This window comes from Pseudogemmobacter lacusdianii, assembly GCF_030848395.1.
Lineage (GTDB): Bacteria > Pseudomonadota > Alphaproteobacteria > Rhodobacterales > Rhodobacteraceae > Pseudogemmobacter > Pseudogemmobacter lacusdianii.
Window position 1 is genome coordinate 45,759 of record NZ_JAVDBT010000001.1, and the last position, 23,309, is coordinate 69,067.

General features: G+C 62.3%; 19 protein-coding genes. 13 read left to right on the plus strand and 6 right to left on the minus strand.

Translation table 11 applies throughout. The features are described from left to right. Positions 1-38: 38 nt before the first annotated feature. Positions 39-2,342, minus strand: coding sequence for an NADP-dependent malic enzyme (locus tag Q9295_RS00210; protein WP_306678229.1), 2,304 nt, complete (start codon positions 2,340-2,342; stop codon positions 39-41). A gap of 141 nt (positions 2,343-2,483) precedes the next feature. Between Q9295_RS00210 and Q9295_RS00215 the strand changes: the two genes are divergently transcribed. The 7 genes from Q9295_RS00215 (at position 2,484) to Q9295_RS00245 (ending at position 9,535) form a co-directional block, all read left to right on the plus strand. Further along, positions 2,484-3,599: a cupin domain-containing protein gene (locus Q9295_RS00215; RefSeq protein ID WP_306678231.1), complete on the plus strand. Its 1,116-nt coding sequence runs from the start codon at positions 2,484-2,486 to the stop codon at positions 3,597-3,599. A gap of 66 nt (positions 3,600-3,665) precedes the next feature. Next, positions 3,666-4,082 (plus strand): cytidine deaminase, encoded by a 417-nt coding sequence (locus Q9295_RS00220; RefSeq protein WP_306678233.1) that lies wholly within the window; start codon positions 3,666-3,668, stop codon positions 4,080-4,082. A gap of 5 nt (positions 4,083-4,087) precedes the next feature. After that, the gene (locus Q9295_RS00225; protein WP_306678234.1) at positions 4,088-5,395 is read left to right on the plus strand and encodes a thymidine phosphorylase; all 1,308 of its coding nucleotides are present in this window, start codon (positions 4,088-4,090) and stop codon (positions 5,393-5,395) included. Next, on the plus strand, positions 5,396-6,592 hold the full coding sequence (locus Q9295_RS00230; RefSeq protein WP_306678236.1) for a phosphopentomutase: 1,197 nt from the start codon (positions 5,396-5,398) through the stop codon (positions 6,590-6,592). A 65-nt stretch (positions 6,593-6,657) separates the two neighbouring features. Next, positions 6,658-7,635 (plus strand): adenosine deaminase, encoded by a 978-nt coding sequence (locus Q9295_RS00235; protein ID WP_306678237.1) that lies wholly within the window; start codon positions 6,658-6,660, stop codon positions 7,633-7,635. After that, positions 7,636-8,265 carry a uracil phosphoribosyltransferase gene (upp, locus tag Q9295_RS00240; RefSeq protein WP_306678239.1) on the plus strand — a complete coding sequence of 210 codons (630 nt, stop codon included), beginning with the start codon at positions 7,636-7,638 and terminating at the stop codon, positions 8,263-8,265. A gap of 67 nt (positions 8,266-8,332) precedes the next feature. Further along, complete coding sequence (locus Q9295_RS00245) at positions 8,333-9,535, plus strand: SPOR domain-containing protein (RefSeq protein WP_306678242.1); 1,203 nt, start codon at positions 8,333-8,335, stop codon at positions 9,533-9,535. 83 nt (positions 9,536-9,618) lie between these two features. On the opposite strand, the gene Q9295_RS00250 is transcribed toward Q9295_RS00245, so the two are convergent. Further along, entirely contained in the window at positions 9,619-10,647 is a 1,029-nt protein-coding gene (locus Q9295_RS00250; RefSeq protein WP_306678244.1) for a hypothetical protein, read from the minus strand. Positions 10,648-10,743: 96 nt separating this feature from the next. Then, entirely contained in the window at positions 10,744-12,363 is a 1,620-nt protein-coding gene (locus Q9295_RS00255; RefSeq protein WP_306678246.1) for an AMP-binding protein, read from the minus strand. 90 nt (positions 12,364-12,453) lie between these two features. Here Q9295_RS00255 and Q9295_RS00260 point away from each other — a divergent pair, with 90 nt between their 5' ends. Then, positions 12,454-13,410 carry a DMT family transporter gene (locus tag Q9295_RS00260; protein ID WP_306678248.1) on the plus strand — a complete coding sequence of 319 codons (957 nt, stop codon included), beginning with the start codon at positions 12,454-12,456 and terminating at the stop codon, positions 13,408-13,410. Between the two features lie 74 nt (positions 13,411-13,484). On the opposite strand, the gene Q9295_RS00265 is transcribed toward Q9295_RS00260, so the two are convergent. After that, positions 13,485-14,078, minus strand: coding sequence for a thymidine kinase (locus Q9295_RS00265; protein ID WP_306678250.1), 594 nt, complete (start codon positions 14,076-14,078; stop codon positions 13,485-13,487). A gap of 264 nt (positions 14,079-14,342) precedes the next feature. On the opposite strand from Q9295_RS00265, the gene Q9295_RS00270 reads away from it, so the two are divergent. Then, the gene (locus tag Q9295_RS00270; RefSeq protein WP_306678252.1) at positions 14,343-14,795 is read left to right on the plus strand and encodes a hypothetical protein; all 453 of its coding nucleotides are present in this window, start codon (positions 14,343-14,345) and stop codon (positions 14,793-14,795) included. An 81-nt stretch (positions 14,796-14,876) separates the two neighbouring features. Here Q9295_RS00270 and Q9295_RS00275 read toward each other — a convergent pair whose 3' ends face one another. Further along, positions 14,877-16,259 (minus strand): DEAD/DEAH box helicase, encoded by a 1,383-nt coding sequence (locus Q9295_RS00275; protein WP_306678254.1) that lies wholly within the window; start codon positions 16,257-16,259, stop codon positions 14,877-14,879. Between the two features lie 188 nt (positions 16,260-16,447). On the opposite strand from Q9295_RS00275, the gene Q9295_RS00280 reads away from it, so the two are divergent. Continuing rightward, complete coding sequence (locus Q9295_RS00280) at positions 16,448-17,011, plus strand: BrnA antitoxin family protein (protein ID WP_306678256.1); 564 nt, start codon at positions 16,448-16,450, stop codon at positions 17,009-17,011. Between the two features lie 465 nt (positions 17,012-17,476). Then, the gene (locus Q9295_RS00285; RefSeq protein ID WP_306678258.1) at positions 17,477-17,899 is read left to right on the plus strand and encodes a hypothetical protein; all 423 of its coding nucleotides are present in this window, start codon (positions 17,477-17,479) and stop codon (positions 17,897-17,899) included. Positions 17,900-18,009: 110 nt separating this feature from the next. Here the strand turns inward: Q9295_RS00285 and carB are convergent, their stop codons facing one another. Further along, a complete protein-coding gene (gene carB / locus Q9295_RS00290) occupies positions 18,010-21,339 on the minus strand; it encodes a carbamoyl-phosphate synthase large subunit (RefSeq protein ID WP_306678260.1) in 3,330 nt (1,109 codons plus the stop codon). 249 nt (positions 21,340-21,588) lie between these two features. Here carB and Q9295_RS00295 point away from each other — a divergent pair, with 249 nt between their 5' ends. Next, positions 21,589-22,728, plus strand: coding sequence for an aminodeoxychorismate synthase component I (locus Q9295_RS00295; RefSeq protein ID WP_306678262.1), 1,140 nt, complete (start codon positions 21,589-21,591; stop codon positions 22,726-22,728). Then, entirely contained in the window at positions 22,686-23,300 is a 615-nt protein-coding gene (locus Q9295_RS00300; RefSeq protein ID WP_373457394.1) for an aminotransferase class IV, read from the plus strand. The genes Q9295_RS00295 and Q9295_RS00300 overlap by 43 nt, the downstream gene beginning before the upstream one ends. Positions 23,301-23,309 lie beyond the last annotated feature (9 nt).

The window sequence follows — 23,309 nt, forward strand, 5'->3', positions numbered from 1 at the left end:
CGGCAGATCGTTGCTGCCGACCCTGTTTCATGAGTGTCTTAGCTATAATGCGCGACCGGTGTGCCCGCGATGGCTGAGACGTTCAGAAGCCCGCGCGCGGTGATCGAAGGCGTGACGATATGGGCGCGGTTGCCCATCCCCATCAGGATCGGCCCGACCTCAAGCCCGCCCGCGCGCATTTTCAGCATGTTACGGGCAGTGTTTGCCGCATCGGTGAAGGCGAAGATCAGCACATTGGCCGCGCCCTCCATCCGAGTGCTGGGGAAGATCCTTGCGCGCAACTCGGGGTCCAGAGCGGCGTCGACCGACATCTCGCCCTCATATTCAAAGCCCGGATTCTGTGCGTCAAGGATTGCCAAGGCCGCCCGCATCCGTCGTCCGGAATCGCTGTCGAGGTTGCCAAAGTTGGAATGGCTGCAAAGTGCCACCTTCGGCGTCACACCAAAGCGGCGGACGTGGCGCACCGCGCCAATAGCGGTCTCGGCGATTTGTTCGGGCGTCGGCACCGGGTTTACTTGGGTGTCAGCAACGAAGAGAGGGCCGTCTTCTTGGATCATCAAGGAAAGCGCGCCATGCGGGCGCAGGCCGTCACGCCCCAGAACATTCACAACATGATCAAGGTGGTAGAGGTATTGCCCGAAGGTGCCGCAGATCATGCTATCGGCGTCACCGCGCTGCACGGCGATGGCGGCAATCGCGGTCGTATTGGTGCGCATGATGGCGCGGGCCACATCGGGGGTGATGCCGCGCCGCTCCATCAATTGGTGATAGGTCTGCCAGTAATCGCGGTAACGGGTGTCGCTTTCGGGGTTCACGATCTCGAAGTCGCGGTCTGGGCGGATCGGCAGGCCAGCGCGTTCGGCGCGCATGGCGATGACCTCGGGGCGGCCGATCAGGATCGGCTTTTCGGTGGTCTCTTCCAAAATGGCATTGGCGGCGCGCAGCACCCGCTCATCCTCACCTTCGGCAAAGATGATGCGGCGTGTGGCTTGACGCGCGGCCTCGAACACCGGGCGCATGATCAGGGCGGATTTGAAGACCGAGCCGTTCAGCTTCTCGCGGTAAGCGTCGAGATCGGCGATCGGCTTGGTGGCGACGCCGCTTTCCATCGCGGCGCGGGCAACGGCGCTGGCCACAACACCGATCAGCCGTGGGTCAAAGGGCTTCGGGATCAGGTAATCCGGGCCAAAGCTCAGGACCTCGCCGTGATAGGCGGCGGCGGCTTCGGCGCTGGTGGTGGCGCGCGCTAGGGCGGCGATGCCTTCGATGCAGGCCAGCTCCATCGCGTCATTGATCGTGGTGGCGCCCACATCCAATGCGCCCCGGAAGATGAAGGGGAAACACAGGACGTTGTTGACTTGATTGGGGAAATCCGACCGGCCAGTGGCAATGATCGCGCTCGGAGCCACGGCGCGGACATCATCGGGAAGAATTTCGGGGTTGGGGTTGGCAAGGGCAAAGACGATCGGGTCTTTCGCCATTTGGACGATCATCTCTTGGGTCAGAACGCCGGGGCCGGAAAGGCCAAGGAAGAGATCCGCGCCACCGATCACATCGCTCAGCGAGGCAGGCGAGGTGCCTTGGGCAAAGGCCTCTTTCTGCGGGGTCATCTGGACCGTGCGACCCTTATAAACCAGCCCGTCCAGATCGCAGAGCCAGACATTCTCGCGCCGCACGCCCAGTTTCACCAGCATCTCAAGGCAAGCGATCCCCGCCGCCCCGCCGCCGGTTGAAACCACCTTGATCTCATCAAACTTTTTGCCCGCAACATGCAGCGCATTGGTCGCGGCTGCGCCGACAACGATGGCGGTGCCGTGCTGATCATCGTGGAAAACCGGGATGTTCATCCGCTCACAGCACAATTGTTCAACGATAAAACAATCGGGAGCTTTGATGTCTTCCAGGTTGATCGCGCCGAAGGTCGGCTCTAGCGCGCAGACGATTTCAGCCAGCTTATAGGGGTCGGATTCGTTCACCTCGATGTCGAAGCAATCGATATTGGCAAATTTCTTGAAGAGCACGGCCTTGCCCTCCATCACCGGCTTTGAGGCCAGCGCGCCAATGTTGCCCAAGCCCAGCACTGCAGTGCCGTTTGAGACGACGCCGACAAGGTTGCCGCGGCTGGTGTAGCGGCTGGCGGTGGCAGGTTCGGCTTTGATCTCAAGGCAGGCCTCAGCCACGCCGGGACTATAGGCGCGGCTCAAGTCGCGACCGTTTGCCAAGGGCTTGGTGGCACGGATCTCTAGTTTTCCGGGCTTTGGAAACTCGTGATAATCCAGCGCGGCCTGCCGAGCGGATTGTTTTGCCTCTTCCTGACGCGCGTCCTGGCGATCTTCGGCCATCGGTCCCTCCCTGAGATGGTTCAGTATTAAACCATTTCCGAAACACGGCCAAGACACGGCATGCGCGCAACAGCTTTAGGCGCTGCTTGCAAATCCCTGCGGCCGGTTTCAGCATCGCCCGCAATCAACAGGGACGCAATCATGGAAAGCCAAAGCAAGGGCGAGAGCGGGCATAATGCCGAGGTTCGGGCCGAAGTCCGCCTGCCGACACAGGAGCTGCGCAAGGATTTACCGTTCTATACTAAGGTCTTGGGTCTAAGATTGGACAGCATCTTTCCGGCGGATGATCCGCAAGTGGCTGTGCTCTCAGGCCACGGAATACGGCTGCGGATCGAACGCGGTGCAGCTGAGGCTCCGGGGTGTCTGCGGTTTCTGACCGACGACCCTGCCTTTGCGGGCGGTGCGCGGCTTTTGACCGCGCCCAATGGCACAAGGATTGAGATCGATGCGCTGAACCCTCCGGTGATCACCCCGGCAACGCAGCATGCGTTCGTGGTGCGCCGGTTGGCCGATCAAGCGCCTTGGGTGATCGGGCGGGCCGGGATGGAATACCGCGATCTGGTGCCGACGCGGCTGGGCGGGGCGATGATCGCCAGCCATATCCGGGTGCCCGATGGGCCGGTGCCCGATATGGTACATTACCACAAAGTGGGGTTTCAGCTGATCTTCTGCACCGCAGGTTGGGTTGATGTTCTTTATGAAGATCAAGGGGATATTCGCCGCATCCATGCCGGAGACTGCTTCATCCAGCCCCCCGGCATCCGCCATAAAGTGCTGCATTCCGAAGGCGTGCAAGTGGTGGAAATCGGCGTTCCTGCCGATCATGTCACTGAGATTGACCATGAGATGACCCTGCCGACCCCGCATTATCGCCCCGAGCGCGAATGGCAGGGCCAGCGCTTCGTGCATAATATCGGCGCCGAGGGGCATTTCGCGCCCTTCCGCATCCCGGGATTTGAGGCCCGCGACACCACAATCCATGCCGCAACCAAGGGCGTCGCCAGCGTCATGGTGGCCAGACCCACTGGCGCTGCAGTGCCTTGGACAAAGCATCACGGCGATATTCTTTTCACCTTCGTGATGCGCGGCACCATGGTTCTCGAGGGTGAGGGCAAGGCGCCTTACGCCTTGGAGCCGGGCGATGCTTTCGTCATTCCCCCAGGAATGGCAACGCGTTACGCCGCGCCCTCGAAGGATTTGGAGCTGCTGGAGGTGTCTTTGCCCGGCGCTCCGCCCACCGAGGTTTTGGCCCCTTAGGCCAGCGCCCGCGCGCCGCGCATTCTGCCGCTTGCGGCCTGAGCCGCGGCGCTGCATCCTGACCAAATGGTCAGAGAAACGGAGACGGGTATGGATCTGGTGGAAGCCGCAGCTGCGGTGCGAGAGCGGGCTTGGGCACCCTATTCGCGCTTCAAAGTGGGCGCTGCTTTGCGGGCGGCCAGCGGGCAGGTCTATCAGGGCTGCAACGTCGAGAATGTGGCCTATCCCGAAGGCACTTGCGCCGAAGCCGGGGCGATCGCAGCCATGGTGGCAGGGGGCGATACGGTGATTGAAGAGATCGCTGTCATCGCCGACAGCCCCGAGCCGGTGCCTTGCTGCGGCGGGTGTCGACAGAAGATCGCGGAATTTGCCGCTGCCGGCGTCGTGGTCACTTTGGCCACGGTCGACGGCAAACGCCGCCAGTTGACGGTGGCCGAACTTTTGCCCGGCGTCTTCTCTGCCGCGCATATGGACCGGGCGTAACGCCGGTGGATGCCCGCCAGATCATCGCACAAATCCGTGACGGCGGGCGCCCCAGCGCCGAGGCTTTGGTATGGTTTGCCAAAGGCTTGGCGGACGGCACCGTCAGCGATGCCCAAGCCGGGGCCTTTGCTATGGCGGTGGTTTTGCAAGGTCTGGGCGAGGAGGGGCGGGTCGCGCTGACGCGTGGGATGCGCGATTCAGGTCAAGTCTTGAGCTGGGATCTGCCGGGGCCGGTGATCGACAAACACTCGACCGGCGGGGTCGGCGATTGTGTCTCGCTGTTGCTGGCGCCGGCACTGGCGGTCTGCGGCGCCTATGTGCCGATGATCTCGGGCCGCGGGCTTGGCCATACCGGCGGGACCTTGGACAAGCTTGAGGCGATCCCGGGCTTCCGCACCGCGCTGAGCGAGGCTGAGTTGCGCCGCCAACTGGCGACGCAGGGTTGTGCGATCGTTGCAGCCAGCCAAGGCTTGGCCCCTGCGGATCGGCGGCTTTACGGCATTCGTGATGTCACCGGAACGGTGCAAAGCATTGATCTGATTACCGCCTCGATCCTGTCGAAGAAGCTGGCGGCGGGGCTTGAGGCCTTGGTGTTGGATGTGAAATGCGGCTCGGGCGCCTTTATGAAGACCGAAGCCGAGGCGGAGGCGTTGGCACGCGCCTTGGTCGAGACGGCGCAAGGCGCGGGCTGCATGGCTTCGGCGCTCATCAGTGATATGAGCCAGCCTTTGGCCTCGGCCGCGGGCAATGCTCTGGAGGTGATTGAGGTCATGGAGACGCTGACGGGGAAAGCGGTCAACGTCGCGTTGTGGGATTTGACGGTGGCTTTGGGTGGTGAGGTTTTGGCGATGGCGGGCTTGGCTGCGGATGCCACAGACGGTGAGGGGCGGGTCGCCGAGGCCCTGCGCTCAGGTGCAGCAGCCGAGAAGTTTGGCGCGCTGGTGACGGCGCAAGGCGGGCCTGCCGATTTCGTTGATCGTTGGCGGGATCGGCTGCCGGCTTCTGCGGTGATGCTTGAGGTTCCGGCCTTGGAAGCGGGTTATGTGACTGAAATCGATGCCGAAGCCTTAGGAAATGCCGTGGTGCATTTGGGCGGCGGACGCTTGCGCGAGGCGGACCGCGTGAACCCCTCGGTCGGGTTTTCGGATCTGGCGGCCTTAGGGGACGAAGTTGGGCCAGAGCGACCCTTGGCCTTTGTGCATGCGGCCACTGAAGAGGCGGCATTTGCGGCGGCGGCCGCGGTGCAGCGCGCCTACCAGTTGGGACCGCAGGCGCCGCAGCCGCGCCCCTTGGTATTGCAAAGGATAAACTAGATGACGCGGGCCTTTCTGATCGTGCTTGATTCCGTGGGCGCGGGTGGCGCAGCGGATGCGGCGGAATTTGGCGATGATGGCGCGTCAACGCTTGCCCATATCGCCGAGGAATGTGCGGCAGGGCGGGCGGATGTGGGCCGCTCGGGGCCGCTGCATATGCCAAATCTCGATGCCTTGGGTCTTGGAGCGGCGGTGCAACTGGCCTCTGGCGTGACGATGCCGGGGTTCGATGCTGTGCCTCAGGAGCTTTGGGGGGCTGCGGAAGAGGTCTCGCGCGGCAAGGACACGCCTTCGGGGCATTGGGAGCTGGCAGGGGTGCCAGTGCCTTGGGATTGGACCTATTTCCCCGACCAAATACCAGCCTTTCCAAAGGATTTGGTGGCGGAGGTCTGCCGTTTAGCAGGGACGGATGGCATCTTGGGCAATTGCCATGCCTCGGGCGTGCCGATCATCGAGGCGCATTGCGCCGAGCATCTGCGGAGCGGCTGGCCAATCTGCTACACATCAGCGGATTCCGTGTTTCAGATCGCGGCACATGAAGAGGCCTTTGGGCTGGAGCGCTTGTTGAAACTTTGCGCTGACCTTGCGCCCTTGCTGCATGCACGCAAGGTCGGACGGGTGATTGCGCGGCCCTTTATCGGGGAGCCTGGGAATTTCAAGCGCACCGCCAATCGCCGCGACTTTGCGATTGCCCCGCCTGCGCCGACCTTGCTGGACTGGGTGACTGAGGCTGGGCACGAAACGCATGCGATTGGTAAGATCGGAGATATTTTCTCGATGCAAGGCATCGGGAGGCTCTGGAAGGGCAAAAGCGATCTTGACTTATTCGAACATCTTATCCGCCTTGGGGGCGATGCCGAGCCCGGTTCTTTGACATTTGCGAACTTTGTCGAGTTTGACTCGCTTTACGGCCACCCGCGAGACGTGGCGGGATATGCGCGGGCTTTGGAAGCCTTTGACGCCCGTGTGCCCGCGTTTCTCGCGCGGCTTGGGCCTGGGGATCTGGCGATTTTCACCGCCGACCACGGCAATGATCCCACTTGGACCGGCACCGATCATACGCGGGAGCGGGTGCCGATCGTCGGGTGGGGCTATGGTGCCAAACCGATCGGTTTGCGCGGGTTTGTGGATGTGGCAGCCTCAGTCGCGGCGCATCTGGGGGTGTCGGGGCAGGGGCCGGGGCGGTCGTTTCTGTGAGCCGGGCGGGGGGCCAGCCCCCCGCGCCCCCCGGAGTATTTAGATCAAGATGAAAGGGTTTTGCTGTGCGCGAATTGCCAAAGGTTGAATTGCATCTGCATTTGGAGGGGGCCGCACCCCCAGCCTTCGTGCGCGGGCTTTCTAAAGAGAAGCACGTTGATATCTCGGGCATTTTCGACGCGCGCGGCAATTATCGTTACAAGGATTTTTGGGATTTTCTGAAGGTCTATGAGGCCGCCACCTCCGTCTTGCAAAGCCCTGAAGACTATCGCCGCTTGACCCTTGCAGTGCTGGAGGAAACGGCCGCGCATGGGGTTGTTTATGCAGAGACTTTCCTCAGCCCGGATTTTTGCGGGGGGCGCGATCTTGGGGCTTGGCGCGAGTATCTCTTGGCGATCCAGGAGGCCTCGGATGAGGCGGAGCGTAAAATGGGCATCACCTTGCGCGGGATTGTGACCTGTATTCGGCATTTTGGCCCTGAGAAGGCCCGCGAGACCGCGATTTGCGCGGCGGAGACGGCGGGGGATTGGATCACCGGCTTTGGTATTGCAGGTGATGAGAAGGCTGGCGCGCCGAAGGATTTTCGCTGGGCCTTTGACTGCGCGCGCGAGGCGGGCTTGCGGCTGACCGCCCATGCTGGCGAATGGGCGGGGCCTGAGGGCATCCGCGACACATTGGCGGCGCTGGCGCCCGAGCGGCTGGGGCATGGCGTGCGCGCCATTGAAGATCTGGCCTTGGTGGATGAATTGGCCGAGCGCGGCATCGTGCTGGAGGTCTGCCCAGGCTCAAACGTGGCTTTGGGCGTTTATAAGGATTTCCGCGCCCATCCGGTGCATGAATTGGACCGCCGTGGGGTTAAGGTCACGATCTCAACTGATGACCCTCCGTTTTTCCACACCACCATGACGCGCGAATACGAAGAATTGCACCGGGCCTTCGATTGGGACGAGGGGCAATTCCGGCGCATCGCAAAAGTTTCGCTTGAGGCGGCTTTTTGCGATACCGATACGAAAACCAAGATTGCCAAACTGCTGGAGGCTTAAATGGACCATTTGACCGTCGTTTCCCACCCTTTGGTCCAGCACAAGCTGACGCTGATGCGGGAGAAGGAGACCTCAACCGCGTCATTTCGCAAGCTGTTGCGCGAGATTTCACTTTTGCTGGCCTATGAGGTCACGCGCTCTTTGCCGATGACCACCAAGCAGATCGAGACCCCGATCATGCCGATGGAGGCGCCGACCATCGACGGCAAAAAGCTGGCGTTGATCTCGATCTTGCGCGCGGGCAATGGCTTGCTGGATGGGATTTTAGAGCTGATCCCGGCGGCTCGGGTGGGCTTTGTTGGGCTTTACCGCGACCCCGAGACGCTGCAGCCAGTGCAATATTACTGCAAGCTGCCCGAGCAGATGGAGGATCGCTTGGCGATCGTGGTTGATCCGATGCTGGCGACGGGAAATTCCAGTGTGGCGGCGATTGATTTGCTGAAGAAATCCGGCGCGAAAAACATTCGGTTTCTGTGCCTTTTGGCCTCGCCCGAGGGGGTTCAGCGGATGAAAGAGGCCCATCCCGATGTGCCGATCGTCACAGCAGCGGTAGATGCGCAGCTTAATGATCATGGATATATTGTTCCAGGACTAGGGGATGCGGGCGACCGGATGTTTGGCACGAAATAAGGGGTATTTTCCCTTTACTCGGAGTCCCACTTGTTCCAATACTTCCTCAAGCTCCTTGGGGGTAGTTATGTTTGGAAAAGTGATTTCTGCCGCCGTTTTGGCCAGCCTTTGCGGGGCGCTGCCTGCTTTTGCGGATCTTGCGCGGCCGGCTGAGATGCCGCCGGCCAGCTTTAAGGGGCAGCAATATGTTGACAGCCGGGGCTGTGTCTTCTTGCGCGCGGGTTATGCGGGGCAGGTGACTTGGGTGCCGCGCGTCACGCGCGATCGCAAGCAGCTTTGCGGCTATGGTGCCTCGGGCCCGATCGAGGTGGCTGAGGCTCCGCAAGCCCCCGTTGGGGTGCCTGCTGCGCCCAAGGCGGCTCCGGCGGCGAAGGCGGCAGCGCCAAAAGCTCCGGCCGTTGTGGCGACAGCTCCGGTTGCCGCACCGCTCTCTAAGACCGCTCGGGTCGTCGCAGTGCCGACGTCTGAGCGGGTGGCAGAGGCCCCTGCGGTTACGGCTGGTGAGGGGTACCGGCTGGCTTGCCCGGCCGATGCGCCAGTGGCCAAGCGCTATGAGGTGCATGGCGGCGGATCAAAGCTTCTTTGCACCAAAGGCGACGGGACCATGACCGGCGCGACCTTCCCCAAACTTGTGGCCGGAAATCTGGATGCGGCGGCTGGGGGCCAAGCTGCTGTCGCAGCGGCGCCTTCGGCGCGCTCTGCGGAAGTGGCCCAGCCGAAAGCGCCGGTTAAAAGTGCCAAGCTGCCAATGGATGCGCCCCCTGCGGGATATAAAATGGCTTGGACCGATGATCGTCTGAATCCCTACCGTGGTCAGCAGACCGCCGAGGGTGTGGGGGCGATGGATCAGGTCTGGACGCGCACCACACCTGCCGAACTGGTGGAAGACAGTGTCACCAAGCGTCGGCCGGTGAAGATTGTGGTGCGGCATCGCGATGGCAGCAGCTCGACCGAAGACGGCTATGTGCTCTCGATGAAGAGCGGCGAGAAATTGGTGACCAAATCCAGCATGGCGGCGCCTGCGAAGGCGAAAGCCAAAGAGACCGGCAAGGGGCTATTCGTGCAGGTCGGCACCTTTGGCGTACCAAGCAATGCCGATGGCGCTGCGGGTCAGCTGCGCGGCAAGGGGTTGCCGGTGGCGCGGGCCAAGTTGAAGAATGGTGCTTTGACCGTGGTCTACGCAGGGCCCTTTGGCTCGGCCGATCAGGCCAAGGCGGCGCTGAGTGCCGCGCGCGGCCTTGGCTTTGGTGATGCAAGGATAGTGCAGTAAGGGCAGACCGCCGATCGAGCAGTGGAAGCGGAAGCTAAGAAGCGGAGCCCGAAAGGGCTCCGTTTTCTTTGAGGGGGCGGGCTTTACCCCTCGCAGACCGATTGCAGCGCCACCCAATCGGTGTCTGACAGCAACGGGCTGGGCATCAGGCCCTTATAGGGATCGGCCTCGACCACCACTTGTGCGGCCTGCGGTTGTGCCATGCCTTCCAGCGCGCGGCCAAAGGGCGTCATCGGGATTTGCGCCGCCTCAAAAGCGGCGACAAGGCTGGTTGTCGGCGGCAATTGATAGCTGTGGCGCAGGAAATCCTCGCCATAGCCCTGTAGCGCATTGGCGGGCAGCTCGCCCGTGGTCAGCAAGCGGAAGGTGCTGATCAGCCCGGCGTGGTCCAGAATATCCAGCATCGGGTCAACGGTGTGAGAGGCCACGCCTTCCGTCAAAGCCGCGCCGGCCAAAGCCTGCGCATCCTCGCCCGCCTCGGCCAAGGCGCGGGGCAAAAGGATCACGCCGCCCGGCAAATGCGCGGGCTGCTGCAACCCTTCGGGAAGGACGTAAAGGATGGGCGTGTCTTCCAACCCAAAGATGCGTTCGGAAAGGCGGAACAGCGCCGGCAGGCCGGTCTCTCCGGTGCAGGGCTGACCGGTGAGCCTTGTGATGTCATCCAGCGCGCGCTGGCCAATCTCGGCCCGTTTGGCGGCGGGCACCACCGAAGCCGTGTGACGGGTCAGCACGCCGGGCAGCACCGTCACCGCAAAAAGCACGATCGCCAGCGTGATGCCACCGGTCAAAGCCCCGCGCAGCCGGCCCGGACGGGGCGTGGCCGCGCGCACGGCTGATTGCACGGTCTTCAGCGCGCCGATCATATCGTCGTCGGCGATCTCAAGCTCTTCTTCGGCATCTTCTCCGGGGGCATAGAGGGCAGGGCGCTGGCCGGGGTTCAGCCGGGTCACGGCAGGCAGCGACCAATGCGACAACACCTGTTCCGAGCGCGGATCGGCCAGCATCAAGGTGGCCTCGCCCATGCGGACGATGACCTCGCGGCGCTGACCATCGGACCCCTCGCGCCAGAGCCCGGTGCTTTCTAACCTTGAATACTTCTTCAGAGCCGTCATGCAGCGTCCTTTGACCTGAGCCGGACACTAACCGGCAGGGCCGGGCTTCACAACAGGGCTTGCCAAGCCTTTGTGCATGCGCGTCTTTCTGCCGCCTCAGGCCAGCTTTGCCACCGCGCGCAGCTCATATTTCTGGATCTTGCCGGTCGAGGTCTTCGGCAGCTCGGTAAAAATCACCAGTTTGGGGGTCTTGAAGCCTGCCAAATGGGACCGGCAATGCGCGATCAACTCGGCTGAAGTCACCTCAAGGCCTTGTTTTACCTCAACAAAAGCGCAAGGCACTTCGCCCCATTTCTCATCGGGCTTGGCCACGACTGCGCAAAGCGAGACAGCGGGGTGCTTCATCAAGATGCCCTCGACCTCGACCGAGGAGACGTTCTCGCCGCCCGAGATGATGATGTCTTTGGCGCGGTCGGTGATCTTCACATAGCCGTCAGGGTGCTGGAAGGCGATGTCGCCCGAGCGGAACCAGCCGCCACGGAAGGCCTCGGCGGTGGCTTCGGGGTTCTTGTAATAGCCCTTCATCACCAGATTGCCGCGCATGGCGATCTCGCCCAGATGGGCGGCGTCGCGGGGGATTTGCTGGTCCTTGTCGTCATGGACGCCCGCGGCTTCCAGCATGGCCATTGCCACCCCGGTACGCGCCTTCAGCGCCGCGCGCTCGTCGCCGACAGCGCTTTCCCATTCGGTTTGCCACAGGCATTCCAGCGCCGGGCCATAGGTCTCGGTCAGCCCGTAGACTTGGGTGACGTTAAAGCCCAAAGGCTCCACCGCAGCCAAGGTGGCGGCGGGGGGCGGTGCGCCTGCGGTAAAGACCTCGACGATATGCGAGAAGTCGCGGCGGTCTTCGTCTTTGGCGTTGATAATCATGTTGAGCACGATCGGCGCGCCGCCGAAATGGGTCACACCCTCATCGGCGATGGCGTCGTAGATTGCTTTGGCGGTGACATCGCGGCAGCAGACCAAAGTGCCGCCCATCATCGGCACCATCCAAGCTTGGCACCAAGCATTGCAATGGAACAAAGGCACGATGCTCATCACCACGGGAAAGCTTTGCATCCGCCAAGCCAGTGCATTGGCCGTGGTGGCCAGATAGGCGCCGCGGTGGTGATAGACCACGCCCTTGGGCTTGCCGGTGGTGCCGGAGGTGTAATTGATCGCAAGGCTTTCCCATTCATCCTCTGGCATCAGCCAATCGAAATCGGGGCGGCCCTCGGCCAGCAGATCTTCATACCCCAGATAGCGGCCCGAGGCGGTGAAGCCGTGGTCGGTCACCTCGATGATCTGGGGGGCAGGGCCTTCCATCCGGGCGATCGCCGCTTCAGCCAAAGCCAGAAAAGCGGTGTCGCACAGCACCAGCTTGGCGCCGGCATGGTCAAAGCAATAGGCAACCGTATCGGCATCAAGCCGGATGTTGATGGTGTTGAGCACCGCGCCACAGGCGGGCACGCCAAAATGCGCCTCGGCTTGGGCAGGGATATTGGGCAGCAGGGTCGCCACCACGTCTCCGGGCGCGACGCCACGCGCGGCTAAGGCGCTGGCCAGCTGGGTCACGCGGGTCGCGTAATCGGCGTAGTTGAGGCGGGTGGTCTTCCAAACAAGGGCGGTACGATGCGCAAAGATCTCAGCAGCGCGGCGCAGATGGGAAAGCGGTGTGAGGGGCACAAAATTTGCGGCGCATTTTTCAAGACCCGCCTCATCCGACAGCCAACCCATAGAATCCCCCTTCAGATGTGTCGCAATCAGGCGCGCATCGCCCCGCCTGCCGGGCTTCACTTGGCCTAAAAGAAGCAAGCCGGCAGGACAATGACAATAGCGCAGCCCGACCGTACTCTCGCCGCCACCGGGCTGATCCTTGCCTATGCCGCCATCGTGGGTCTTGCCGACAACTATGTGCGGGCCGTGGCGGGCGAGTTGGGGCTGTGGCAAGTGCATCTCAGCCGGTCGGTTTTGGCGCTGATGATGCTCTTTGCTGCGGCACCGTTTTTGGGCTTGCGGATGCGGCCAAAGCGTTGGGGTGGGGTGGTGGCGCGCTCGGCCCTGCATGGGGTGGCGATCATGATCTATTTTGGCGCGCTTGGCTTTCTGCCGGTGGCCATTGTGGCGGCGGGACTTTTCACCGCGCCGATCTTCGTGCTGCTGATCTCAAGATTGGTTTATGGGCACAGGATTGGCCCCTTCCGCATCCTTGCTGTGGGGCTTGGTTTCCTGGGCGTGATCTTGGTTTTGGGGCCTTCGGCCTTGGCCGGAGCCACGCTTGCCGCAGGCCTGCCGGTGCTGGCCGGAGCCCTTTATGGCTTGGGAAATATTGCCACCCGGCAGTGGTGTGAGGGCGAAACGGCCGAGTGTTTGCTGGCGGGTTTCTTCGTCAGTTTGGGGGTCTTGGGCCTGATCGGTTTGGCAGTGATGACGGCGCTTCATCTTGAAGTTCCGCCCGGTTCTGCGGGCTTCATTCTGCGCGGTTTTGTCTGGCCTTCGGGCTACACAAACTGGGTCTTGTTGGGGATGGCTTTGGGCTCACTTGTGGGGGTTGGGCTGTCGATCCGGGCCTATCAATTGACCGATGCCGGACGCGCCTCGGTGCTGGAATATATGATCCTGCCGAGCTCGGCTTTTTGGACTTGGATCGTCTGGGATGAGGCGCTGGATCTGACCGCTTGGGCGGGCATGGCGCTGATCGCGGGGGCGGGTTTGCTGATCGCGCTTCGGGCGAAAATGAGCGAGGACTCGGGCAGCGAAACGCGTTCAAATCAGCTGGCTTAACGTCGGGGCATCTGGGGCAATTGGCCGCCAAATAACGTTGCGTCGCAACGCAGGCTGCAACGGTGTTTGGGGCGCTATGCCGTCGGGTCAACCTCGGTCACGGCGGCGCGCCAATGCCGACGGCAGAGACTCTGGTAGGTCTCATTGCCGCCAATCACCACCTGATCGCCGTCCTTCATCGCCCGGCCGTCGGCGCCTTTGCGCACCACCATCGTGGCCTTCTTACCGCAATGGCAGATCGTGCGGATTTCACGCATCTCATCGGCCCATGCCAAAAGCGCGGCCGAGCCGGGGAAGAGATTGCCTTGGAAATCGACGCGCAACCCGTAGCACATCACCGGCACTTTCAGATCATCCACCGCGCAAGCCAGCTGCCAGACCTGCGCTTTTGACAGGAACTGCGCCTCATCGATGAAGACACAAGCCAATGGGCCAAGTGATTGCCGGGATTGAATTTTCTCGAAAAGATCCTCGTCCGGGGCGAACGTATCGGCCTCGCAGCCGATGCCAATGCGGCTGCCAATCCGGCCCTCACCTGCGCGGTTGTCGAACTGCGCGGTGATCAAGAGGGTCTCCATCCCACCTTCTTGGTAGTTGTGCGACGCCTGCAAGAGCAGCGTCGATTTGCCGGCATTCATCGTGGAATAATGGAAATAAAGCTTGGCCATAGGGGCTTGCTAGAGCCACGGCTGCGGCTTGGCAAGGGAGCGGCAAAGCAGGTCCGTCGCGCATTTTGTCGCTGCCTGCCAGGGCTGCGCAACGGACCCGCTTTTAAAGCCGGTGCAAAGACCGATCATTCACAACGCTTCCGGTTTCCCGGCACAGCTTTATAAATGACATTTGCAGCTCAGCGGCTTAATGGGAAAAAGAGAAGAGTTTTCCCATGCGTTTGCGCAGCCCAAGCCGGAGCCAAACCCAGACCGGAGCATACAATGTCTGCATCGAGCTATTTGAAAAAGCACACCGAAGCCCTTGTAAAGGATGTCGGAATCGAAGCGGCTTGTGAGTTGACCGGCAAGTCTAAGGCGACTTTGGGGCGCTATTATTCGGACAGTGATGAGCATGATGATCGCTTCATGCCGATCGATGTGGTCGCCCAGCTTGAGGCTGCGGCGCGCTTTCCGCATGTCACCTCGGCGCTGGCCGAGTTGAAGGGGATCACGCTGAGCTATGATGCCGAGCGGCGCAATGCCAGCTCGAAGGGCGTTAATCAGGATGTCGTGGTGCTGGCGCAGCGCTTTGCCATGCTGATGAGTGAGTATCACATGGCGATCTCGGATGGCCGAATCTCGGTCAATGAGGCCAAGCGCATGCTGCGCGAGACTTTGGCCATTCAGCAGATCCTCTTGGATATGAAGCTGAATTTGGAAGTTGAGGTCAGCTGAGGCTGGGTCGCTTTGCAGCGAACCTGACAGGCTGGAATGGAAAAAGGGCGGAGCATCGCAGCTCCGCCCTTTCCAATTGGTTTACGCCCCGCGCGAGGGATTGCGGCGCGGCGCTTGCCCGCCGCCCATCGGACGCCCGCCTTGGGGGCGGCCCTGGCCCTGCGGCTTGCCGCCTTGCGGGCGACCTTGGCCCTGACCTTGACCTTGGCCCTGCGGGCGCGGTCCCTTGGCCTTAGCGGGGTTGGCGCTCATCTTCTGGCCCTGACGGCCACCGACCTGCGGGCGCGGGCCGCGGTTCTGACCGGGGCGTGGCGCTGCGGCCACGATATCGGCCGCCCAAGGCGCGCCACCCAGCACCGGCAACGTCTTTTTCAGCAGCTTTTCAACGGCTTGCAGCTCAGACATCTCGGCCGGGGCGCAGAAGCTGATCGAGGAGCCCTCGGCGCCGGCGCGGGCGGTGCGGCCGATGCGGTGGACGTAGTTTTCGGGCACGTTCGGCATGTCGTGGTTGTAGACATGGCGGACGGTCGGGATGTCGATGCCGCGGGCGGCGACGTCGGTTGCGACCAGCACGTCCACCTCACCGGCTTTGAACTCGGTCAGGATGCGGTCGCGCTGGTTTTGGCTGCGGTTGCCATGGATGGCGCCGACGCGGAAACCCCATTGCGCCAAGACCTTAGCCAGCTTGTCCGAGCCATGCTTGGTGCGGCAGAAGACCAAGGCCTGCTCACCCGGATGGGTCTTGAGATAGGTCTCAAGCTGGCGCGCCTTGTCGCTGTTGGGCAGGAAGTGGACGCCTTGCGTCACCTTTTCAGCCGGTTTGCCGGGCGGATTGACCTGCACTTTGACCGGGTTGCGCAGATAGGTGTCGGCGATCTCATTGATATCTTTCGGCATTGTGGCCGAGAACATCAGAGTTTGCCGCCGCAAGGGGATGTGTTTGGCGATCTTGCGCAAGGAATGGATGAAGCCCATGTCGAGCATGTGGTCGGCCTCGTCCAAGACGAGATAGCCGCATTTCTCAAGGCTGACATGGCCCTGCTCAAGGTGGTCAATCAGGCGGCCCGGGGTGGCGACCAAGACGTCAGCGCCGCGCGCCAAAGCCTGGGCTTGCTTGTTCACCGAAGCCCCGCCGACGACCATTACCACCTTGATATGAGTACCTTTTGTGAAGATCTCAAGGTTGTCTTTGATCTGCAAAGTCAGCTCGCGGGTGGGGGCGAGGATGAGGGCACGGACGTTGCGCGCGCCGGGCGGATTGGGGATATCCAGCAAGCGATGGAGAAGCGGCAGGCCGAAAGCGGCGGTCTTCCCGGTGCCGGTCTGCGCCAGCCCCAGCACATCCTTGCCTTCCATGATATGCGGGATCGCCTGCGCCTGAATGGGCGTCGGCGCTTTCAGCGTGGTTTTTTCCAACGCCAGCAACAGTTTGGGCGAAAGCCCGAGGGATTCAAATGTGGTCATTTGGTCATTCCATACGTCAAGGGACGAGCGGCCCTCGCCCTCGGGGAACCCCGATGACCGTGCGCGCCGTCGGCGCCCCTGCGTGATGGTGGGAACCTGCGTCCGGGCCTTTTGGTGCTCACGCGGCACGGGCTGACGGACAGGGGGGAGATGGGGGCATTGGCCACGAAAGTCAAGGAAAACCACGTATGGCTGACGTATGGCGGGCGTATGGCTTGCGTCTGGTTTTGCGCCGCACGTTGGATTTACCGATTTTGCGGCGGGTTCTGGCAAGGTTGCGGGCCGGAGGTGCTACGATGACAAAGGCTGAGAGGCGGCAGGCGCATTACCATCAGATGGCCGAGGGGCTGCGGCGACTGGAGGAGGCACTGCATGCCGCCACGCCGGGGCGCGGCGCGGTGCCCGAGGCATGGCTTGATATTGCGACGCGGCCCGGGCCTGGGGCAAAGGCTAAGGTGACGCTTTGGGTGGAAGCGGATGTGCTGCGGTTCTTTCGGTCCATGGGGCGCGGGCATACGACGCGGATGGCCGAGGTGCTGTCGAGCTTCATGCATGCGCGGCTGGGCGGCGTGTTGAACGGCCCCGAGGATGTGGATTACTACGCCGCCGAGCGTGAGGAGCGCGAAAGCCGTCTGGCGATGATCCGCGACTATACGGCGCTTTTGAAAGAGGCGCGGGCGGCGGGGGAGCGCGACGAGAAGACCATCGATTATCTGAGCGAGACGTTAAGGGATCTTAAAGCGGGGCTGTGAGAGGGTGGCTGGCTGGCTTTTGGTGGGAAGGCCGAGGCTGGAGTGCTGAGAGGGCCGCAAGGGGGCTCGCCAGTGGAGAGCCTTCGGACCCGTTTGCCCTAAGGCGCAAGCTATGGGGCAATGGGCTTGGACTGGGAGGGGCAAGAGCGGTGCGGCGCGCAGATTTTTGCGGCGAAAGCGGGGGCTGGGGCGCTGAGAGGGCCGCAAGGTGGCTCTCCAGTGGAGAGCCGCCCGGCCCGTTTGCCCGCAGGCGCAAGCCGCAGGGCAATGGGGGTTGGGTCTTGGAATGACGAGAGGGGCGCGGCAGCCTTGGCTGGCGCGGATACGCGCCTGCCGGGGGCAGGCAGTCGCGTCCCGATTTGGCTGGGGCCAAATCGGAATTGCGTTACGTCCATTGATCGGGGTTCTATTTTAGTGTCAGTTAATTAAGATTAGCCAATTAATCTATTGTCGGAGATACATTTAATGAACGGTTTTAAGCTTCGGGCATTTCGAATTGTAACGCTATGCTTTTTCGCCGCCGGCTGCGTAGAGACGAGTGTGCAGCCCTTAACCCAAACCTCCTTCAAAGTTTCCACAGAGGCTGAGGATCTGTGCGGCAGCAAAGGAACCAGAGACATCACCTTTAGAACTGCGGCGATTGAGGTGATCAAGCGAGGCGCTGATCGATTTGTCGTCGTTGGTGATCAGTCACACTCGGCAATTACCGGGGGAATGTTCACATCCTATGGAACCTTCGACACCTACGGGACGAAAACTCAAGATATGGTTATCCAGATCGTTCACAAGGGGTCACAAGGCTACAATAACGCCTTGTCGGCTCGTCAAACTCTTGGGCCAGATTGGCAAGCAATTGTCGCCGAAGGTGCGCCGCAATCCTGCCTGTGATAAGAATACAAAAAGGCGGCTCTACGCTAAGAGCCGCCTTTCTATAGAGTTCTAGCATCAATCGCGCTGGTTTGCGCGTCTTGCGCCCCCGGGTCAGAGCCGAAGCTCAATCACCCCTGAAGCGTCCGCACGCCATAACCCTCACCCCGGGCCTTCATCGCGGCCACAGCGGCGATGCTTGCGGCGGCGGTGGTGAAGTAGGGGATCTTGTCCATCAGAGCGACGCGGCGGATGTCGCGGCTGTCGGAGATCGATTGGTTGCCCTCGGTGGTGTTCATCACCAGAGCGATGTCCTCGTTCTTCAGACGGTCGACGATATTCGGGCGGCCCTCATAGACTTTGGCGACGGATTCCGCCTCGACGCCATGGGTGGCAAGCCAAGCGGCGGTGCCTTTGGTGGCGACGATGCTGAAGCCAAGCGCGATCAGGTCGCGGGCGGCGGCGGCAAGCGGCTCGGTCTTGTCGCTGTCTTTGACCGACAGGAAGACGCGGCCGCTCTCGGGCAGGGACATGCCTGCGCCCATTTGCGCCTTGAGGAAGGCCAGAGCGAAGGTGCGATCCCAGCCCATCACCTCGCCGGTCGAGCGCATTTCCGGCCCCAGAAGCGGGTCAACGCCGGGGAAGCGGGCGAAGGGCAGCACGGCCTCTTTGACCGAGAACCACGGCGTGATCGGGTCGGCGAGGGTCAGCGCATCGGCCAAGGGCAGCGGGCTGTCGGGGCCAACGCCTTGCGGATAGGGCGCGCGGGCCGGGAAGTTCGACAAAGGCTCACCCGCCATCAGCCGTGCCGCGATCGAGGCGATGGCGGAATCGGTGGCTTTGGCGGTGAAGGGCACGGTGCGCGAGGCACGCGGGTTGACCTCGAGCACGTAGATCACGCCGTCTTTGATGGCGAATTGCACGTTCATCAACCCGACGACGTTCAAAGCGCGGGCCATTTGCACGGTCTGGCGCTTCAGCTCTTCGACGGTTTCGGCCGAGAGTTGGTGCGGCGGCAGGCAGCAAGCAGAGTCGCCCGAGTGGACGCCGGCTTCCTCGATATGCTCCATGATGCCCGCGACATGGACGTTGGTGCCATCGGAGAGGGCGTCCACGTCGACCTCGACCGCGCCGGTGAGGTAGCTGTCGAGAAGCACCGGGCTGTCGCCCGAGACTTGCACGGCGGTGGCGATGTAGCGCTCAAGATGTTCGTCCGAACGGACGATTTCCATGGCGCGGCCGCCGAGGACGAAGGAGGGGCGGATCACCAGCGGGTAGCCCACGTCTTTGGCGACGGCAAAGGCCTCATCGCGCGAGCGGGCGGTGCCGTTGTGCGGCTGTTTCAGGCCAAGCTCATTCAGCAGCGCTTGGAACCGCTCGCGGTCTTCGGCGAGGTCGATGGCGTCCGGCGTGGTGCCGAGGATCGGGATGCCTTCTTCATGCAGAGCATTGGCAAGCTTCAGCGGGGTTTGGCCGCCGAATTGCACGATGACGCCGTGAAGTGTGCCGTTCTCTTGCTCAACGCGCAGGATTTCGAGCACATGCTCAAGCGTCAGCGGTTCGAAATAGAGCCGGTCCGAGGTGTCATAGTCGGTCGACACGGTCTCGGGGTTGCAGTTGATCATGATGGTTTCATAGCCCGCATCGGTCAGCGCGTAGCAGGCATGGCAGCAGCAATAATCGAACTCGATGCCCTGACCGATCCGGTTCGGGCCGCCGCCAAGGATGACGACTTTCTTGGCCGAAGAGGGGCGCGATTCGCATTCCACATCGCCCATCGCGGGCATCTCATAGGTGGAATACATATAGGGCGTTTGGGCCTCGAACTCAGCCGCGCAGGTGTCGATGCGCTTGAAGACGGCCTTCACGCCAAGGTTCTTGCGCGCCCGGCGGACCTGGCCCTCGTCGCGGCCGGTCAGCTTGGCAAGACGGGCATCGGTGAAGCCGAGCATCTTCAGCTCACGCAGGCCTTCAGCGGTGACGGGCAGGCCGTTCTTGCGGACTTTGGCTTCCGCATCAATGATTTCGCGGATGCGGGCCAAGAACCACGGATCGAAAGAGGTGATCGCTTGGATCTCATCATTGGTGAAGCCTTCGCGCATCGCTTGGGCGACGACGCGCAGCCGGTCGGGCGTGGCTTCGGCAAGGGTTTTGGAGATGGCGGCACGGTCGGGCGCGCCGGGGATCGCGATCTCGTCAAAGCCGGTGAGACCGGTTTCAAGCGAGGCGAGAGCCTTTTGCAACGACTCGTGGATGGTGCGGCCGATGGCCATGACCTCACCCACCGATTTCATCGCGGTGGTCAGGTTCGGCTGCGAGCCGGGGAATTTCTCAAAGGCAAAGCGCGGGATCTTGGTGACGACATAGTCAATCGACGGCTCAAACGAGGCCGGGGTGACTTTGGTGATGTCGTTGTCAAGCTCATCCAACGTATAGCCAACCGCCAGTTTCGCGGCGATTTTCGCAATCGGGAAACCGGTGGCTTTAGAAGCCAAAGCCGAGGAGCGCGACACGCGCGGGTTCATCTCGATCACCACCATGCGGCCATCGGCAGGGTTGATCGCCCATTGCACGTTGGAGCCGCCGGTCTCGACGCCGATCTCACGCAGCACGGCGATCGAGCCGTTGCGCATGATTTGATATTCTTTGTCGGTGAGCGTCAAAGCAGGGGCCACGGTGATGGAATCACCGGTGTGCACGCCCATCGGGTCGATGTTCTCAATCGCGCAGACGATGATGGCGTTGTCGGCTTTGTCGCGCACAACCTCCATCTCGAACTCTTTCCAGCCCAAGAGCGACTCATCGACCAAGACTTGGGCGACGGGGCTGGCCTCAAGGCCGGAGCGGATGAAATGTTCGTAGTCGTCGCGGTTATAGGCGACCCCGCCGCCGGTGCCACCAAGGGTGAAGGCGGGGCGGATGATCGCGGGAAGACCGATGATCTCAAGGTCTTTCATCGCCTGCGCGATACCGGCGTTGATGTCGAATTTGCCATCGGGCAGTTTCGGCGCGGCCACGATGGTGGCTTTGGGGTTTTCCAGCCCGATACGGTCCATCGCTTCGCGGAAGAGTTTGCGATCTTCTGCCATTTCGATGGCGTCGCGCTTGGCGCCGATCAACTCAACGTTGAACTTTTCCAACACGCCAAGGTCAGCCAGCGCCAAAGCGGTGTTGAGGCCGGTTTGGCCGCCCATCGTTGGCAGGATCGCGTCGGGGCGTTCTTTCTCGATGATTTTGGCGACGACTTCGGGGGTGATCGGCTCGATATAAGTCGCATCGGCCAGACCCGGATCGGTCATGATCGTTGCGGGGTTCGAGTTCACGAGGATGACCCGGTAGCCTTCTTCGCGCAGCGCTTTACAGGCCTGGGCGCCGGAGTAGTCAAACTCGCAGGCCTGGCCGATCACAATGGGACCCGCGCCAATGATCATGATCGACTGGATGTCGGTTCTTTTTGGCATGGCGGCCCCCTGAATATGCGCAAACTGGCGGGGTTATAGTCATCGTTGCCTTGGGCGCAAGGGTGAAACGGGTGGTCGGTGGCGAAACGTCAGGGGCCAAGCTTTGGCTGTCATTTTGAAAGTGGCTTTGGCTGGGGCATGGCAGGCTTTCTTCGGGCCTTGCGTCGGATTTCAGGGCAATGCGGTCGGGAAAGCCTCTGGTATGAGGGTCTGAGGCGGCGTAAGGCGGAGGGGAAGTGGGGGGCTGTCGTGATCCTTGTTGAGCATGGACCGGAGGGAAAGCCGGCGCTGTTTGCAGCGCCGCTTGCGGTCATATCGGCTTATTCTGCGTCTGAGGTGGCCGGAGCCTTGGCCCAAGCCGAGGCCGCGCGGGCGGCGGGCGCTTGGGTAGCGGGCTATATCGCCTATGAGGCGGGCTATGCTTTGGAGCCGAAGCTTGGCGCTTTGATGCCAGAGGTTGCGCCGGGGCCTTTGGTGCTTTTGGGCGTGTTTGAGCGCCCCTTGGCCGCCGATGCGGCTTTGGCGCAGGCGGCGGAAGAGGGGCTGGCGACATCGATCTCGGCGCCCGAGCCGGTGGTCTTGGAAGCCGATTATGCCACGGCGGCGGGCCGGGTTTTTGACTATATCGCGGCGGGCGATTGCTATCAGGTGAACCTGACCTTCCCGCTGCGGGCTGAGTTGCTTGAGGGAACGCCCTTGGGGCTTTACGGCGCGTTTCGGCGCACCGGGGCGGTGGGGCATGGCGCCTATGTCGATCTGGGCCAAGGCCCGGTGATCGTCTCGCGCAGCCCGGAGTTGTTTTTCCGCACCGAGGCGGGGGGCCGGATCGAGACGCGGCCGATGAAGGGCACGCGGCCGCGCGGCGCGGATGCGGCGGCGGATGCGGCTTTGATTGCGGATTTGGCCGGGTCGGTGAAGGACCGGGCCGAGAATCTGATGATCGTCGATCTGTTGCGCAATGATATCTCGCGGCTGGCCAAGGTCGGCTCGGTGCGGGTGCCCGCGCTTTATGCCATTGAGAGCTATGCCACGGTGCATCAGATGACCTCGACCGTGGTGGCCGAACTGGAGGCGCCGGCGACTTTGCCGGGGCTGATGGAGGCTTTGTTCCCCTGTGGCTCGGTGACGGGCGCGCCGAAGATCCGGGCGATGGAGATCATCCGCGAGTTGGAGCCGCATCCGCGTGGGATCTATTGCGGGGCTGTGGGATGGATGGGGCCGGATGGGGCTTCGGATTTCTCGGTGGCGATCCGGACTTTGGCGGTCAGTGGCTCTGAGATTGTGCTCAATGTCGGGGGGGCTTTGACGCATGGCTCCACCGTGGCAGGCGAATGGGAGGAGGCGCTGTGGAAAGCGCGCTTCGTGAACTCGGCCGTGCGCCGGGGCTAAGGCTGATCGAGACGATGCTGTGGGACGGGGCGGCTTTGCCCCGGCTGGATTTGCATCGCGCGCGGCTGGCGCGGTCTTCTCTAGCCCTGGGCTGGGGGCTTGCGGCCCTGAAGCTGCCGGATGCTTTGCCTACAGAGCCTGCTCGGCTGCGCTTCTCGGTGGAGGCCGCAGGTGAGGCCGATTGGCAGATCGCCGCACTGCCTCCTGCGAAACCGCTCTGGCGGCTGGGGTTTTCTGCCGAGCGGGTGCAGTCCGGTGACCCGGCTTTGGCGGTGAAATCCACCAAGCGCGGGCTCTATGACGCGGCGCGGGCGGGGATGCCGGAGGGCTTGGATGAGCTTCTCTTCCTCAACGAGCGCGGTGAAGTGACCGAGGGCACCATCACCAATCTCTTCTTTGACCGCGGGCAGGGGCTGCGCACGCCGCCCCTAACTTGCGGGCTTTTGCCCGGCGTTTTGCGGGCAGAACTTGGCTGCCCGGAAGAGGTCCTTTTGCCCGAGGATCTGCCAAAGGTGCGGCTTTGGGTTGGCAATGCTTTGCGGGGGCTGATGCCTGCGGTTTGGTCTTCTTGAAGGCGGCCG